Genomic DNA, 14,702 nt, shown 5'->3' on the forward strand with positions numbered 1-14,702 from the left:
GGAAAAGAATTTCTAGTAACGAAAGGAGGTTGAATTTTTGTTTCTGTCTAATGAAAACAGAGCAAAAATTTGACCTTTTTTGACCAAGATATTATAATAGTCTTATCTTCAGTCATCTGACAAACAAAATTAAAACTCAAAAGGAGAAATAAATGATTCCTGTAGTTATTGAACAAACAAGCCGAGGAGAACGTTCCTACGATATTTACTCACGTCTTCTCAAAGACCGCATCATTATGCTGACAGGTCCAGTTGAAGACAATATGGCTAACTCTGTTATTGCCCAGTTGCTTTTCTTGGATGCCCAAGATAGTACAAAAGATATTTACCTTTATGTAAACACACCTGGTGGTTCAGTTTCAGCTGGTTTGGCAATCGTTGATACTATGAATTTTATCAAGGCAGATGTCCAAACCATCGTTATGGGAATGGCTGCATCCATGGGGACGGTCATCGCATCAAGTGGAGCAAAAGGCAAACGTTTCATGCTTCCAAATGCTGAGTACATGATCCACCAACCAATGGGTGGTACAGGTGGTGGTACTCAACAAACCGATATGGCGATCGCTGCAGAACACTTGCTTAAAACTCGTAATACCTTGGAAAAAATCTTGGCTGAAAATTCAGGTCAGTCAATCGAAAAAGTCCATGCAGATGCAGAACGCGATAACTGGATGAGTGCCCAAGAAACACTTGAATATGGCTTTATTGATGAAATCATGACCAACAATTCATTGAACTAATGATGATAGAAAGCAAACTCGACGGAGTTTGCTTTTTTTGGTATAATAGGGAGAGATTTCTTAGAAAGAGGATTTATCATGTTTGAAAAAGTCAATCGCTCTGGCTTGATTATCTATCTTTACTATAATCGTGATGCAAAAAAACTGCAGGATTATGGAGATATTACCTATCATTCCAAGAAACATCGTTACTTACAACTCTATGTTCCAACTCAAGAAGTGGAGCAATTGGTCGGACACTTGAGCAAGGAAAAATTTATAAAAAAAGTCAGAGTTTGTCATATCCAAGAATTAGAACACCCCTTTGTTGGCAATCTTTATCGAGAGGAAAACGTTATCATCTAAAAAGTTTAAGAAAAGTGTTGACAATTTTCTGATAATTCGGTATATTCTTAACATGCTATTTATTTAAGAAATAAGGAGACAAAAAAATGAAGAAAAAATTTGCCCTATCGTTTGTGGCACTTGCAAGTGTAGCACTTCTTGCAGCCTGTGGAGAAGTGAAGTCTGGAGCGTCAAACGCTGCTGGTAACTCAGTAGATGAAAAGACAATCAAAATCGGATTTAACTTTGAAGAAACTGGTGCTGTAGCAGCCTATGGGACATCTGAACAAAAAGGTGCCCAACTTGCTGTTGATGAAATCAATGCAGCAGGTGGTATCGACGGAAAACAAATCGAAGTAGTCGATAAAGATAACAAGTCTGAAACAGCTGAGGCGGCTTCAGTAACAACTAACCTTGTAACTCAATCTAAAGTATCAGCAATCGTAGGACCTGCGACATCTGGTGCAACTGCAGCTGCGGTAGCGAACGCTACAAAAGCAGGTGTTCCATTGATTTCGCCAAGTGCGACTCAAGATGGATTGACTAAAGGTCAAGATTACCTCTTTATCGGAACTTTCCAAGATAGCTTCCAAGGAAAAATTATCTCAAACTATGTTTCTGATAAATTGCAAGCTAAGAAAGTTGTTCTTTACACTGACAATGCTAGTGACTATGCCAAAGGTATTGCCAAAGCCTTCCGTGAAGCTTATAAGGGTGAAATCGTTGCAGATGAGACTTTCGTAGCAGGTGACACAGACTTCCAAGCAGCCCTTACAAAAATGAAAGGGAAAGACTTTGATGCTATCGTTGTTCCTGGTTATTACACCGAAGCTGGTAAAATTGTAAACCAAGCGCGTGGTATGGGAATTGACAAACCAATCGTTGGTGGTGATGGATTCAACGGTGAAGAGTTTGTACAACAAGCAACTGCTGAAAAAGCATCAAACATCTACTTTATCTCAGGCTTCTCTACTACTGTAGAAGTTTCAGCTAAAGCAAAAGCTTTCCTTGAGGCTTACCGCGCTAAGTACAATGAAGAGCCTTCAACGTTTGCAGCCTTGGCTTATGACTCAGTTCACCTTGTAGCAAACGCAGCAAAAGGTGCTAAAAACTCTGGTGAAATCAAGGATAACCTTGCTAAAACAAAAGACTTTGAAGGTGTAACTGGTCAAACAAGCTTCGATGCAGACCACAACACAGTCAAAACTGCTTACATGATGACCATGAACAATGGTAAGGTTGAAGCAGCAGAAGTTGTAAAACCATAATAGAAAAATGTTGAAATAGGGAATGAGCCTCGGACTCACTCCCTGTTTCGATGTTTAGTACTCTTCGAAAATCAAATTCAAACCGCGTCAACGTCGCCTTGGATTATATATGTGACTGACTTCGTCAGTCTTATCTACAACCTCAAAGCAGTGCTTTGAGCAACCTGCGGCTAGTTTTCTAGTTTGCTCTTTGATTTTCATTGAGTATAAGAACCTATCAAAAATTGAGGGAAAACCCTCGAAATTATAAATAGAAAGAGTGAATCTTATGCTCCAACAACTAGTAAATGGTTTGATTCTAGGTAGTGTTTATGCGCTGTTAGCCCTAGGGTATACCATGGTTTACGGAATTATCAAGCTTATCAACTTCGCCCACGGTGATATTTATATGATGGGAGCCTTTATCGGTTATTTCTTGATTAATTCTTTCCAAATGAATTTCTTTGTAGCTCTTATTGTAGCTATGCTTGCGACAGCCATTCTTGGTGTCGTGATTGAGTTTCTTGCTTACCGACCTTTGCGTCACTCTACTCGTATTGCTGTTTTGATTACAGCTATTGGGGTTTCCTTCTTATTGGAGTATGGGATGGTCTATCTGGTTGGTGCCAATACTCGTGCCTTCCCTCAAGCGATTCAAACAGTTCGCTATGATTTGGGACCAATTAGCCTAACAAACGTTCAGTTAATGATTTTGGCCATTTCCTTGATTTTGATGATTTTGTTACAAGTTATTGTTCAAAAGACCAAGATGGGGAAAGCCATGCGTGCTGTATCCGTAGATAGCGATGCGGCGCAATTGATGGGGATCAATGTAAACCGTACTATCAGCTTTACCTTCGCTTTGGGTTCAGCTCTTGCGGGTGCGGCTGGTGTTCTGATTGCCCTCTACTATAACTCTCTTGAGCCTTTGATGGGGGTTACTCCAGGTCTTAAGTCTTTCGTTGCCGCAGTACTTGGTGGTATCGGAATTATTCCTGGTGCGGCTCTCGGTGGCTTTGTAATTGGTCTATTGGAAACCTTTGCGACAGCTTTTGGAATGTCAGATTTCCGTGATGCCATTGTTTATGGAATCTTGTTGTTGATCTTGATTGTCCGCCCAGCTGGTATCCTTGGTAAAAATGTGAAAGAGAAGGTGTAAACGATGAAAGAAAATTTAAAAGTTAATATTCTATGGTTACTCCTTTTGTTAGCTGGCTATGGCTTGATTAGTGTACTGGTTTCAGTCGGAGTACTCAACCTATTCTATGTACAGATTTTACAACAAATTGGAATTAATATTATTCTGGCTGTTGGTCTTAACTTAATCGTTGGTTTTTCTGGACAATTTTCACTTGGGCATGCTGGTTTCATGGCGATTGGTGCCTATGCAGCAGCTATTATTGGTTCTAAATCACCAACCTACGGTGCCTTCTTTGGAGCTATGCTTGTAGGGGCTTTGATTTCAGGAGCAGTTGCCTTGCTTGTCGGAATTCCAACCTTGCGTTTGAAGGGTGACTATCTTGCGGTAGCGACTCTAGGTGTTTCTGAAATTATTCGTATCTTTATCATCAATGGCGGAAGCCTTACAAATGGTGCGGCAGGTATCTTGGGAATTCCTAACTTTACAACTTGGCAAATGGTATACTTCTTTGTTGTGATTACAACCATTGCAACATTGAACTTCTTGCGTAGCCCGATTGGTCGTTCAACCCTATCTGTTCGTGAGGATGAAATCGCTGCTGAGTCAGTTGGGGTTAATACGACTAAAATTAAAATTATCGCCTTTGTCTTTGGTGCCATTACTGCAAGTATTGCAGGGTCACTTCAGGCAGGATTTATCGGCTCTGTTGTACCGAAAGATTACACCTTCATCAACTCGATCAACGTTTTGATTATTGTTGTATTTGGTGGACTTGGTTCCATTACGGGTGCGATCGTTTCAGCTATTGTCCTTGGAATTTTGAATATGCTTCTCCAAGATGTTGCTAGCGTACGTATGATTATCTACGCTTTGGCCTTGGTATTGGTAATGATTTTCAGACCAGGTGGACTCCTTGGAACATGGGAATTGAGCCTATCACGTTTCTTTAAAAAATCTAAGAAGGAGGAACAAAACTAATGGCATTACTTGAAGTAAAACAGTTAACCAAACATTTTGGCGGTCTAACAGCTGTTGGAGATGTGACTCTTGAATTGAACGAAGGGGAATTAGTTGGACTAATCGGTCCAAATGGAGCTGGTAAAACTACTCTTTTCAACCTCTTGACGGGTGTTTATGAACCGAGTGAGGGAACAGTAACCCTTGATGGTCATCTTTTGAATGGAAAGGCACCTTATAAGATTGCCTCTTTGGGCCTTGGACGTACTTTCCAAAATATCCGCCTCTTTAAAGATTTGACCGTTTTGGACAATGTTTTGATTGCCTTTGGCAACCATCACAAGCAACATGTTTTTGATAGTTTTTTACGCTTACCAGCTTTTTATAAGAGTGAAAAAGAATTAAAGGCTAAGGCTTTGGAATTGTTGAAAATCTTTGATTTAGATGGTGATGCAGAAACTCTTGCTAAAAACCTTGCCTACGGACAGCAACGTCGTTTGGAAATTGTTCGTGCCCTCGCTACGGAACCTAAAATTCTCTTTTTGGATGAACCAGCCGCAGGTATGAACCCGCAGGAAACTGCTGAATTGACTGAGTTAATTCGTCGTATCAAAGATGAATTTAAGATTACGATTATGCTGATTGAACACGATATGAATCTGGTCATGGAAGTAACAGAACGCATCTACGTACTTGAATACGGTCGTTTGATTGCTCAGGGAACTCCGGACGAAATTAAGACCAATAAACGCGTTATCGAAGCTTATCTAGGAGGTGAAGCCTAATGTCTATGTTAAAAGTTGATAATCTTTCTGTGCATTACGGCATGATCCAAGCAGTCCGTGATGTAAGCTTTGAAGTTAATGAAGGAGAAGTCGTTTCCCTTATCGGTGCCAATGGTGCTGGTAAGACAACTATTCTCCGTACCTTGTCAGGTCTAGTTCGACCAAGCTCAGGAAAGATTGAATTTTTAGGTCAAGAAATCCAAAAAATGCCAGCTCAGAAAATCGTGGCAGGTGGACTCTCACAAGTACCAGAAGGACGCCACGTCTTCCCTGGATTGACAGTTATGGAAAATCTAGAAATGGGAGCTTTCTTAAAGAAAAATCGTGAAGAAAATCAAGCTAATTTAAAGAAAGTTTTCTCACGCTTCCCACGTCTTGAAGAACGAAAGAACCAAGATGCAGCCACTCTTTCAGGAGGGGAACAACAAATGCTTGCCATGGGACGTGCTCTTATGTCAACACCAAAACTTCTTCTTTTAGATGAACCATCAATGGGACTTGCCCCAATCTTTATCCAAGAGATTTTTGATATCATTCAAGATATCCAGAATCAAGGAACAACCGTCCTCTTGATTGAACAAAATGCCAATAAGGCACTGGCAATCTCTGACCGAGGTTATGTATTGGAAACAGGAAAAATCGTTCTATCAGGAACAGGAAAAGAACTCGCCTCATCAGAAGAAGTCAGAAAAGCATATCTGGGTGGCTAAAAAGGTCCGGGGAACCTTTTTAGTCGGTAGATGAAGATTGCGAAGCAATCATCAGAATCCAGTGGATTGTTTTAGTCGGCAGATGGAGATTGCGAAGCAGTCTTCTCATAGTCTGGGAGACTAGTTTAGGTTGCGGATGGATATTACGAAGTAATCATCATTATAGTCCGAGGTACCTTTTTAGTCGGCAGATAGAGATTGCGTAAGCAATTCTCATCTGCACTGGAAGGTTAGCTCCTAATCATTGAAACAGAACAGAATGAAGCTGTCTATCCTTCATTCACAGAGCTCGATTTTAGAGCTCTTTTTGCTAGCTTATTCATACTTTTCTGAATTTTGAAAAAGAAATGTAAGCGTTTGATAGATTTACAAAAAGATTGTATAATAGGGATAAGAATAGAAAAGGAGAAGTCTCATGGCAGTTAAAGATTTTATGACCCGCAAGGTAGTTTATATTAGTCCAGATACAACAGTATCTCATGCAGCAGATTTGATGAGAGAGCAAGGATTACACCGCTTGCCTGTTATCGAAAATGATCAATTGGTTGGTTTGGTGACAGAGGGAACAATTGCCCAAGCAAGTCCATCAAAAGCAACAAGTCTTTCTATCTATGAGATGAACTATCTTCTAAATAAGACAAAAGTAAAAGATGTTATGATTCGCGATGTTGTCACTGTTTCAGGCTATGCGAGTCTAGAGGATGCAACTTATTTGATGTTGAAAAATAAGATTGGTATTCTTCCTGTCGTAGATAACCATCAAGTATACGGAGTTATTACTGACCGTGACGTTTTCCAAGCCTTTCTTGAAATTTCTGGTTATGGTGAAGAAGGAATTCGTGTGCGCTTCGTTACAGAAGATGAAGTTGGCGTTCTTGGAAAAATTGTTTCTTTGATTGTAGAAGAAAATTTGAATATCTCACATACAGTAAATATTCCACGTAAGGATGGTAAGGTGATTATCGAAGTTCAAATTGATGGCTCAATTGATTTACCAGCCTTGAAAGAAAAATTTGAAGCCAAGAATATTCAAGTAGAAGAGATTAGTCGTACTTCTGCTAAAATTTTGTAAGTATGGAAGCCGAAAGGCTTCTTTTTTACATGTAATGGGGGAGAGCAAAAGATGGAAAGAAATGAGAGAATATGGTATAATAAAACGATATAAAAAAGGAGTATTTATGGACATTTCAGAAATTCGTCAAAAAATTGACGCAAATCGTGAAAAATTAGCTTCTTTCAGGGGGTCTCTTTGACCTCGAAGGTTTAGAGGAAGAGATTGCCATCTTGGAAAACAAGATGACAGAACCTGATTTTTGGAACGATAATATCGCGGCCCAAAAAACGTCGCAAGAATTGAGTGAATTAAAAAATACCTATAATACCTTCCATAAAATGGAAGAGTTGCAAGATGAAGTCGAAATTTTATTAGACTTTTTGGCTGAAGACGAGTCAGTGCATGAGGAACTGGTTGAACAGTTATCAGAACTTGACAAGATGATGACCAGTTACGAGATGACCCTTCTCTTATCAGAACCTTATGACCATAATAATGCCATCTTGGAAATCCATCCAGGTTCTGGTGGAACTGAGGCTCAGGACTGGGGTGATATGTTGCTTCGTATGTACACTCGCTACGGAAATACTAAAGGCTTTAAAGTAGAAGTCTTGGATTATCAAGCAGGTGATGAGGCAGGTATCAAGTCAGTAACCTTATCGTTTGAAGGACCTAATGCCTATGGCCTTCTCAAGTCAGAAATGGGAGTTCACCGTTTGGTGCGAATTTCGCCGTTCGACTCTGCCAAACGTCGCCATACCTCTTTCACATCCGTAGAAGTAATGCCAGAATTGGATGATACCATTGAAGTGGAAATTCGTGAAGATGATATCAAGATGGATACCTTCCGTTCAGGTGGTGCCGGTGGACAAAACGTCAATAAGGTTTCAACGGGTGTGCGTTTGACACACATTCCAACTGGAATTGTTGTCCAATCAACGGTTGATCGCACCCAGTATGGAAATAGAGATCGAGCTATGAAGATGTTACAGGCTAAGCTCTATCAAATGGAACAAGAAAAGAAAGCTGCGGAAGTTGATTCCCTCAAGGGTGAGAAAAAAGAAATCACATGGGGAAGCCAAATCCGTTCTTATGTCTTCACACCCTATACTATGGTAAAAGATCACAGAACTAGCTTTGAGGTTGCTCAGGTAGATAAGGTTATGGATGGGGACCTAGATGGTTTTATCGATGCCTATCTCAAGTGGAGAATTAGCTAAGATAGAAAGGAACTCACATGTCAATTATTGAAATGAGAGATGTCGTCAAAAAATACGACAATGGAACGACTGCTCTACGAGGTGTTTCGGTCAGCGTTGACCCAGGAGAATTTGCTTATATCGTAGGACCTTCAGGAGCAGGGAAGTCAACCTTTATTCGTTCTCTATATCGTGAAGTAAAAATTGATAAAGGAAGCCTAACAGTTGCAGGTTTTAATCTGGTAAAAATTAAGAAGAAAGATATTCCTCTACTTCGTCGTAGTGTTGGAGTAGTCTTCCAGGACTATAAACTCTTACCTAAGAAAACTGTCTACGAAAATATTGCTTATGCTATGGAAGTAATCGGGGAAAATCGTCGTAATATCAAAAAACGTGTGATGGAAGTTTTGGACTTGGTTGGGCTGAAGCACAAGGTTCGTTCTTTCCCAAATGAGCTCTCAGGTGGAGAACAACAGCGAATTGCGATTGCGCGTGCTATTGTAAACAATCCCAAAGTATTGATAGCCGATGAACCAACAGGAAACTTGGATCCGGATAATTCATGGGAAATTATGAATCTTTTGGAACGGATTAACCTACAAGGGACAACTATTTTAATGGCGACTCATAATAGCCAGATTGTAAATACCTTGCGCCACCGTGTCATTGCCATTGAAAATGGCCGTGTCGTTCGTGACGAATCAAAAGGAGAGTATGGATACGATGATTAGTAGATTTTTTCGCCATTTATTTGAATCACTAAAAAGTTTGAAACGAAATGGTTGGATGACAGTGGCTGCTGTCAGTTCAGTCATGATTACTTTGACCTTGGTTGCAATATTTGCCTCTGTTATTTTCAATACAGCGAAACTAGCTACAGATATTGAAAATAATGTCCGGGTAATGGTATACATTCGTAAGGACGTAGCCGATAATAGTGAAACTATTGAAAAAGAGGGTCAAACTGTTACAAATAATGACTACCACAAGGTATATAATTCCTTGAAGGGTATGTCTACAGTTAAGAGTGTTACCTTTTCAAGTAAAGAAGAACAATATGAAAAATTAACTGAGACAATGGGGGACAACTGGAAAATCTTTGAAGGTGATGCTAATCCTCTCTATGATGCCTATATCGTTGATACAAATACCCCGAGTGATGTTCAAAAAGTAGCTGAAGAAGCTAAGAAAATTGAAGGGGTGTCAGAAGTACAAGATGGTGGTGCAAACACCCAACGTCTTTTCCAACTTGCTTCCTTCATTCGTGTTTGGGGCTTAGTTATAGCAGGACTCTTGATTTTCATTGCAGTCTTCTTGATTTCAAATACCATTCGTATTACTATTATTTCCCGCAGTCGCGAAATTCAAATTATGCGCTTGGTTGGTGCTAAGAATAGTTATATCCGTGGCCCTTTCTTACTTGAAGGTGCCTTCATTGGTTTGCTTGGAGCAACTGCGCCATCAGTGTTGGTCTTTATTGTTTATCGAATGGTTTATCAATCGGTCAATAAGTCATTAGTAGGTCAAAATCTTTCGATGATTTCACCAGAATTATTCAGTCCACTGATGATTGCCCTCTTGTTTGTTATTGGAATTTTTATTGGTTCAATTGGATCAGGAATTTCAATGCGTCGATTCTTAAAAATTTAAATTTGAATAGATGTATATTTGAGGAGATTTTAATATCTCCTTTTTTACTACAAAAATTTTAGAAAAAAGTTTACTTTTTTTTATAAAAGCCTTTACAAAAAAAATTAAAGTGGTATAATTAATACATAGTTAAGTGCAAACGTTTTCGTAAAACGTTTGCCTAAATAAAAATAAAGGAGATTTGAATGATGAAAGATACATTCAAAAATGTCTTGTCTTTCGAGTTTTGGCAAAAATTCGGTAAGGCTTTGATGGTAGTTATCGCCGTTATGCCGGCTGCTGGTTTGATGATTTCAATCGGTAAGTCGCTTGTGATGATTAACCCTAACTTTGCTCCACTCGTTATTACTGGTGGTGTACTAGAGCAAATCGGTTGGGGAGTTATCGTTAACCTTCATATCTTGTTCGCCCTCGCTATTGGAGGAAGCTGGGCTAAGGAACGCGCTGGTGGTGCGTTTGCGGCAGGTCTTGCCTTTATCCTAATCAATCGTATCACTGGTACAATCTTTGGCGTATCAGGAGATATGTTGAAAAATCCAGAAGCTATGGTAACAACACTCTTTGGTGGATCAATCAAAGTTGCTGATTACTTCATTAGTGTAATGGAAGCCCCAGCACTTAACATGGGTGTCTTCGTAGGGATTATTTCTGGTTTTATTGGAGCAACTGCTTACAATAAATACTATAACTTCCGTAAGCTTCCTGATGCACTTTCATTCTTTAACGGAAAACGTTTTGTACCGTTTGTAGTTATTCTTCGTTCAGTAATTGCTGCAATTGTACTTTCAGCTTTCTGGCCAGTAGTTCAAACAGGTATCAATAGCTTTGGTATCTGGATTGCTAACTCACAAGAAACTGCTCCAATCCTTGCACCATTCTTGTATGGTACATTGGAACGTTTGCTCTTGCCATTTGGTCTTCACCACATGTTGACTATCCCAATGAACTACACAGCTCTTGGTGGTACTTATGAAGTCTTAACTGGTGCAGCAAAAGGTAGCCAAGTATTTGGTCAAGACCCACTATGGCTTGCATGGGTAACAGACCTTGTAAACCTTAAAGGTACTGATGCTAGTCAATACCAACACTTGTTAGATACTGTTCACCCAGCTCGTTTCAAAGTTGGACAAATGATCGGTTCATTTGGTATCTTGATGGGTGTGATTGTGGCTATCTACCGTAATGTTGATGCTGACAAGAAACACAAATACAAAGGTATGATGATTGCAACTGCTCTTGCAACATTCTTGACAGGGGTGACTGAACCAATCGAATACATGTTCATGTTCATCGCAACACCTATGTATCTTGTTTACTCACTTGTTCAAGGTGCGGCCTTCGCTATGGCTGACGTCGTGAACCTACGTATGCACTCATTCGGTTCAATCGAGTTCTTGACTCGTACACCTATTGCGATTAGCGCTGGTATCGGTATGGATATCGTTAACTTTGTTTGGGTAACTGTTCTCTTTGCCGTAATCATGTACTTTATTGCAAACTTCATGATTCAAAAATTCAACTACGCAACTCCAGGACGTAACGGAAACTACGAAACTGCTGAAGGTTCAGAAGAAGCTAGCAATGAAGTGAAAGTTGCAGCAGGTTCTCAAGCTGTAAACATTATCAACCTTCTTGGTGGACGTGCAAACATCGTTGATGTGGATGCATGTATGACTCGTCTTCGTGTAACTGTTAAAGACGCTGACAGAGTCGGTGATGCAGAACAATGGAAAGCAGAAGGAGCTATGGGTCTTGTCATGAAAGGACAAGGGGTTCAAGCTATCTATGGACCAAAAGCTGACGTATTGAAATCTGATATCCAAGATATCCTTGATTCAGGTGAAATTATTCCTGAAACTCTTCCAAGTCAAATGACTGAAGCACAACAAAACACTGTTCACTTCAAAGGTCTTACTGAGGAAGTTTACTCAGTAGCTGACGGTCAAGTTCTTGCTTTGGAACAAGTAAAAGATCCAGTATTTGCTCAAAAAATGATGGGTGACGGATTTGCTGTAGAACCTGCAAATGGAAACATTGTATCTCCAGTTTCAGGTACTGTATCAAGCATCTTCCCTACAAAACATGCTCTTGGTCTTGTGACTGAAGCAGGTCTTGAAGTATTGGTTCACATTGGTTTGGACACAGTAAGTCTTGAAGGAAAACCATTTACAGTTCATGTAGCTGAAGGACAAAAAGTTGCAGCAGGTGATCTTCTTGTCACAGCTGACTTGGATGCTATCCGTGCAGCAGGTCGTGAAACTTCAACAGTAGTTGTATTCACAAATGCTGAAGCTATTAAATCAGTTAAATTAGAACAAACCGGTTCTCTTGCAGCTAAAACAGCAGTTGCTAAAGTAGAATTGTAATATACTTGAGGTTGGAAGCTGTTTTCCAACCTCTTGTTTTAGGAGAAAAGCATGAAATTTTTAACACTCAATACTCATAGCTGGATGGAAAAAGAAGCTGAGGAAAAATTCCAGCTCTTGCTTGAAGATATTCTTTATAAAGACTATGATTTGATTTGTTTCCAAGAAATCAATCAGGAGATCACCTCGCAAGAGGTGGAGGTTAATGATCTCTATCAAGCTTTGCCAGCAGCTGAGCCCATTCACCAAGACCACTATGTTAGACTTTTGGTTGAAAAGTTGGCAGAGCAAGGGAAAAATTACTACTGGACCTGGGCCTATAACCATATCGGTTATGACCGCTACCACGAAGGTGTGGCTATCTTGTCTAAAACACCTATTGAAGCAAGAGAAATTTTGGTTTCAGATGTGGATGATCCAACAGACTATCATACTCGCCGTGTCGCCCTGGCTGAAACTGTAGTCGATGGCAAGGATCTTGCAGTTGCCAGTGTCCATCTTTCTTGGTGGGATAAAGGGTTCCAAGAAGAATGGGCACGATTTGAAGCTGTCTTGAAAGAATTGAACAAGCCACTTTTGCTTGCTGGGGATTTCAACAACCCAGCTGGTCAGGAAGGTTACCAAGCGATTTTAGCTAGTCCATTAGGCTTACAAGACGCATTTGAAGTTGCTCAAGAGAAAAGTGGTAGCTACACTGTTCCACCAGAAATTGATGGCTGGAAAGGGAACACTGAACCCCTTCGAATCGATTATGTCTTTACTACCAAGGAGCTAGAGGTAGAAAATTTACATGTCGTATTTGATGGTAACAAGAGTCCACAAGTCAGTGACCACTATGGCTTGAATGCTATTTTAAACTGGAAATAAAGATTTAAAAGAGGTTGGGATTATAAAATTCCAGCCTTTTTCTGACTAGAGAAGCTACTGGAAATAGTCTAAATAAGTGAGACTACTGAAATGTAATAAAATGTGGTATAATTGATAAGATAGATAGAATCGAGGATATTATGTCATTTACGAAATTTCAATTTAAAAACTATATTAGAGAAGCCTTGGAGGAGTTAAAATTTAAAACTCCAACAGAGGTGCAAGATAAGTTGATTCCTATTGTCTTGGCAGGTCGAGATTTAGTTGGAGAATCAAAAACAGGTTCAGGTAAGACACACACTTTCTTGTTACCGATTTTCCAGCAATTAGATGAAGCTAGCGATAGTGTACAAGCAGTGATTACTGCACCGAGTCGTGAGTTGGCTACTCAAATTTACCAAGCAGCCCGTCAGATTGCAACTCACTCAGAAGTGGAAGTTCGTGTGGTTAATTATGTGGGAGGGACAGATAAAGCTCGCCAGATTGAGAAATTGGCAAGTAATCAGCCTCATATTGTTATTGGAACACCAGGCCGTATCTACGACTTGGTTAAGTCTGGTGACCTAGCTATTCACAAGGCTAAGACCTTTGTGGTCGATGAGGCAGACATGACCTTGGATATGGGATTCTTGGAAACTGTTGATAAGATTGCTGGCAGCCTTCCAAAAGATCTGCAATTCATGGTCTTCTCAGCGACTATTCCACAAAAACTGCAACCATTCTTGAAAAAATACTTGTCGAATCCTGTTATGGAGAAAATCAAGACCAAAACGGTCATTTCTGATACCATTGATAATTGGTTGATTTCTACCAAGGGACGTGACAAAAATGCTCAAATTTATCAGTTGACACAGTTGATGCAGCCTTATTTGGCAATGATTTTTGTTAACACCAAGACGCGTGCTGATGAATTGCATTCATATCTGACTGCTCAAGGATTGAAGGTGGCAAAAATCCATGGGGATATTGCCCCTCGTGAGCGCAAGCGAATCATGAATCAGGTGAAAAATCTGGATTTTGAGTACATTGTCGCAACAGACTTGGCGGCGCGTGGGATTGATATTGAAGGTGTCAGTCATGTCATCAATGATGCCATTCCGCAAGATTTATCCTTTTTTGTGCACCGTGTTGGTCGTACTGGACGCAATGGCCTAGCTGGCACAGCTATTACCCTTTACCAGCCAAGTGATGACTCGGATATCCGTGAGTTGGAGAAATTAGGAATCAAGTTTACTCCTAAGATGGTCAAAGACGGAGAATTTCAAGATACCTATGACCGAGATCGTCGTGCTAATCGTGAGAAGAAGCAAGATAAGCTTGATATTGAAATGATTGGTTTGGTCAAAAAGAAAAAGAAAAAAGTCAAACCGGGTTATAAGAAGAAAATTCAATGGGCGGTTGATGAAAAACGCCGTAAAACTAAGCGTGCTGAAAATCGTGCTCGCGGTCGTGCGGAGCGTAAAGCAAAACGCCAAACATTTTAAAATAGGTTGAGAAAAATTCAATTTTAGTAAAAAACGGAAAAAATCTTTCCACAATAAAACGTATAATATCAAGATTTTGAACTGCACCCCAAAAGTTAGACAGAAAAAATCTAACTTTTGGGGTGTTTTTATTATGAAATTAACTTATGATGATAAAGTTCAGATCTATGAACTT

General features: G+C 39.9%; 14 protein-coding genes. All 14 read left to right on the plus strand.

What is annotated here, in order from left to right; translation table 11 throughout:
• Positions 1–152 precede the first annotated feature (152 nt).
• The 14 genes from clpP (at position 153) to HT718_RS00380 (ending at position 14,527) form a co-directional block, all read left to right on the plus strand.
• Positions 153–743 carry an ATP-dependent Clp protease proteolytic subunit ClpP gene (gene clpP / locus HT718_RS00315; protein ID WP_173266526.1) on the plus strand — a complete coding sequence of 197 codons (591 nt, stop codon included), beginning with the start codon at positions 153–155 and terminating at the stop codon, positions 741–743.
• A 78-nt stretch (positions 744–821) separates the two neighbouring features.
• Entirely contained in the window at positions 822–1,088 is a 267-nt protein-coding gene (locus tag HT718_RS00320; RefSeq protein WP_173266528.1) for a YlbG family protein, read from the plus strand.
• 86 nt (positions 1,089–1,174) lie between these two features.
• Positions 1,175–2,335 carry an ABC transporter substrate-binding protein gene (locus HT718_RS00325; RefSeq protein WP_020900160.1) on the plus strand — a complete coding sequence of 387 codons (1,161 nt, stop codon included), beginning with the start codon at positions 1,175–1,177 and terminating at the stop codon, positions 2,333–2,335.
• Between the two features lie 268 nt (positions 2,336–2,603).
• Complete coding sequence (locus HT718_RS00330; protein ID WP_000941421.1) at positions 2,604–3,473, plus strand: branched-chain amino acid ABC transporter permease; 870 nt, start codon at positions 2,604–2,606, stop codon at positions 3,471–3,473.
• Positions 3,474–3,476: 3 nt separating this feature from the next.
• Positions 3,477–4,433, plus strand: a complete 957-nt coding sequence (locus tag HT718_RS00335; protein WP_061088200.1) for a branched-chain amino acid ABC transporter permease — start codon at positions 3,477–3,479, stop codon at positions 4,431–4,433.
• Entirely contained in the window at positions 4,433–5,197 is a 765-nt protein-coding gene (locus HT718_RS00340) for an ABC transporter ATP-binding protein (RefSeq protein WP_173266531.1), read from the plus strand. Before HT718_RS00335 ends, HT718_RS00340 begins: the two co-directional genes overlap by 1 nt.
• Positions 5,197–5,907, plus strand: coding sequence for an ABC transporter ATP-binding protein (locus HT718_RS00345; RefSeq protein WP_049541223.1), 711 nt, complete (start codon positions 5,197–5,199; stop codon positions 5,905–5,907). The genes HT718_RS00340 and HT718_RS00345 overlap by 1 nt, the downstream gene beginning before the upstream one ends.
• Before the next feature lie 415 nt (positions 5,908–6,322).
• A complete protein-coding gene (locus HT718_RS00350) occupies positions 6,323–6,979 on the plus strand; it encodes a CBS domain-containing protein (protein ID WP_049535410.1) in 657 nt (218 codons plus the stop codon).
• 106 nt (positions 6,980–7,085) lie between these two features.
• A protein-coding gene (gene prfB / locus HT718_RS00355) for a peptide chain release factor 2 (protein WP_173266533.1) occupies positions 7,086–8,181 on the plus strand; the annotation gives its coding sequence in 2 pieces (ribosomal slippage) (positions 7,086–7,157 and positions 7,159–8,181; 1,095 coding nt in all).
• A 17-nt stretch (positions 8,182–8,198) separates the two neighbouring features.
• On the plus strand, positions 8,199–8,891 hold the full coding sequence (gene ftsE, locus HT718_RS00360; RefSeq protein WP_020900165.1) for a cell division ATP-binding protein FtsE: 693 nt from the start codon (positions 8,199–8,201) through the stop codon (positions 8,889–8,891).
• Complete coding sequence (ftsX, locus tag HT718_RS00365) at positions 8,884–9,810, plus strand: permease-like cell division protein FtsX (protein WP_173266535.1); 927 nt, start codon at positions 8,884–8,886, stop codon at positions 9,808–9,810. The genes ftsE and ftsX overlap by 8 nt, the downstream gene beginning before the upstream one ends.
• Positions 9,811–9,995: 185 nt before the next feature.
• Positions 9,996–12,176, plus strand: coding sequence for a PTS transporter subunit IIBC (locus HT718_RS00370; protein WP_173266537.1), 2,181 nt, complete (start codon positions 9,996–9,998; stop codon positions 12,174–12,176).
• 51 nt (positions 12,177–12,227) lie between these two features.
• Positions 12,228–13,043, plus strand: a complete 816-nt coding sequence (locus tag HT718_RS00375) for an endonuclease/exonuclease/phosphatase family protein (protein ID WP_173266539.1) — start codon at positions 12,228–12,230, stop codon at positions 13,041–13,043.
• A 140-nt stretch (positions 13,044–13,183) separates the two neighbouring features.
• Positions 13,184–14,527, plus strand: a complete 1,344-nt coding sequence (locus HT718_RS00380) for a DEAD/DEAH box helicase (RefSeq protein ID WP_173266541.1) — start codon at positions 13,184–13,186, stop codon at positions 14,525–14,527.
• The last annotated feature ends 175 nt before the right edge of the window (positions 14,528–14,702 follow it).

It is taken from the genome of Streptococcus sp. 714 (genome assembly GCF_013277115.1).
GTDB lineage: Bacteria > Bacillota > Bacilli > Lactobacillales > Streptococcaceae > Streptococcus.

Bases quoted from the DNA above. Each gene is read 5' to 3' on its own strand.
- HT718_RS00370 (WP_173266537.1), top strand. From the start codon at position 9,996: ATGATGAAAGATACATTCAAAAATGTCTTGTCTTTCGAGTTTTGGCAA.
- HT718_RS00340 (WP_173266531.1), top strand. From the start codon at position 4,433: ATGGCATTACTTGAAGTAAAACAGTTAACCAAACATTTTGGCGGTCTA.
- HT718_RS00345 (WP_049541223.1), top strand. From the start codon at position 5,197: ATGTCTATGTTAAAAGTTGATAATCTTTCTGTGCATTACGGCATGATC.
- clpP (WP_173266526.1), top strand. From the start codon at position 153: ATGATTCCTGTAGTTATTGAACAAACAAGCCGAGGAGAACGTTCCTAC.
- ftsX (WP_173266535.1), top strand. From the start codon at position 8,884: ATGATTAGTAGATTTTTTCGCCATTTATTTGAATCACTAAAAAGTTTG.
- HT718_RS00380 (WP_173266541.1), top strand. From the start codon at position 13,184: ATGTCATTTACGAAATTTCAATTTAAAAACTATATTAGAGAAGCCTTG.
- HT718_RS00350 (WP_049535410.1), top strand. From the start codon at position 6,323: ATGGCAGTTAAAGATTTTATGACCCGCAAGGTAGTTTATATTAGTCCA.
- HT718_RS00330 (WP_000941421.1), top strand. From the start codon at position 2,604: ATGCTCCAACAACTAGTAAATGGTTTGATTCTAGGTAGTGTTTATGCG.
- HT718_RS00325 (WP_020900160.1), top strand. From the start codon at position 1,175: ATGAAGAAAAAATTTGCCCTATCGTTTGTGGCACTTGCAAGTGTAGCA.
- HT718_RS00335 (WP_061088200.1), top strand. From the start codon at position 3,477: ATGAAAGAAAATTTAAAAGTTAATATTCTATGGTTACTCCTTTTGTTA.
- ftsE (WP_020900165.1), top strand. From the start codon at position 8,199: ATGTCAATTATTGAAATGAGAGATGTCGTCAAAAAATACGACAATGGA.
- HT718_RS00320 (WP_173266528.1), top strand. From the start codon at position 822: ATGTTTGAAAAAGTCAATCGCTCTGGCTTGATTATCTATCTTTACTAT.
- HT718_RS00375 (WP_173266539.1), top strand. From the start codon at position 12,228: ATGAAATTTTTAACACTCAATACTCATAGCTGGATGGAAAAAGAAGCT.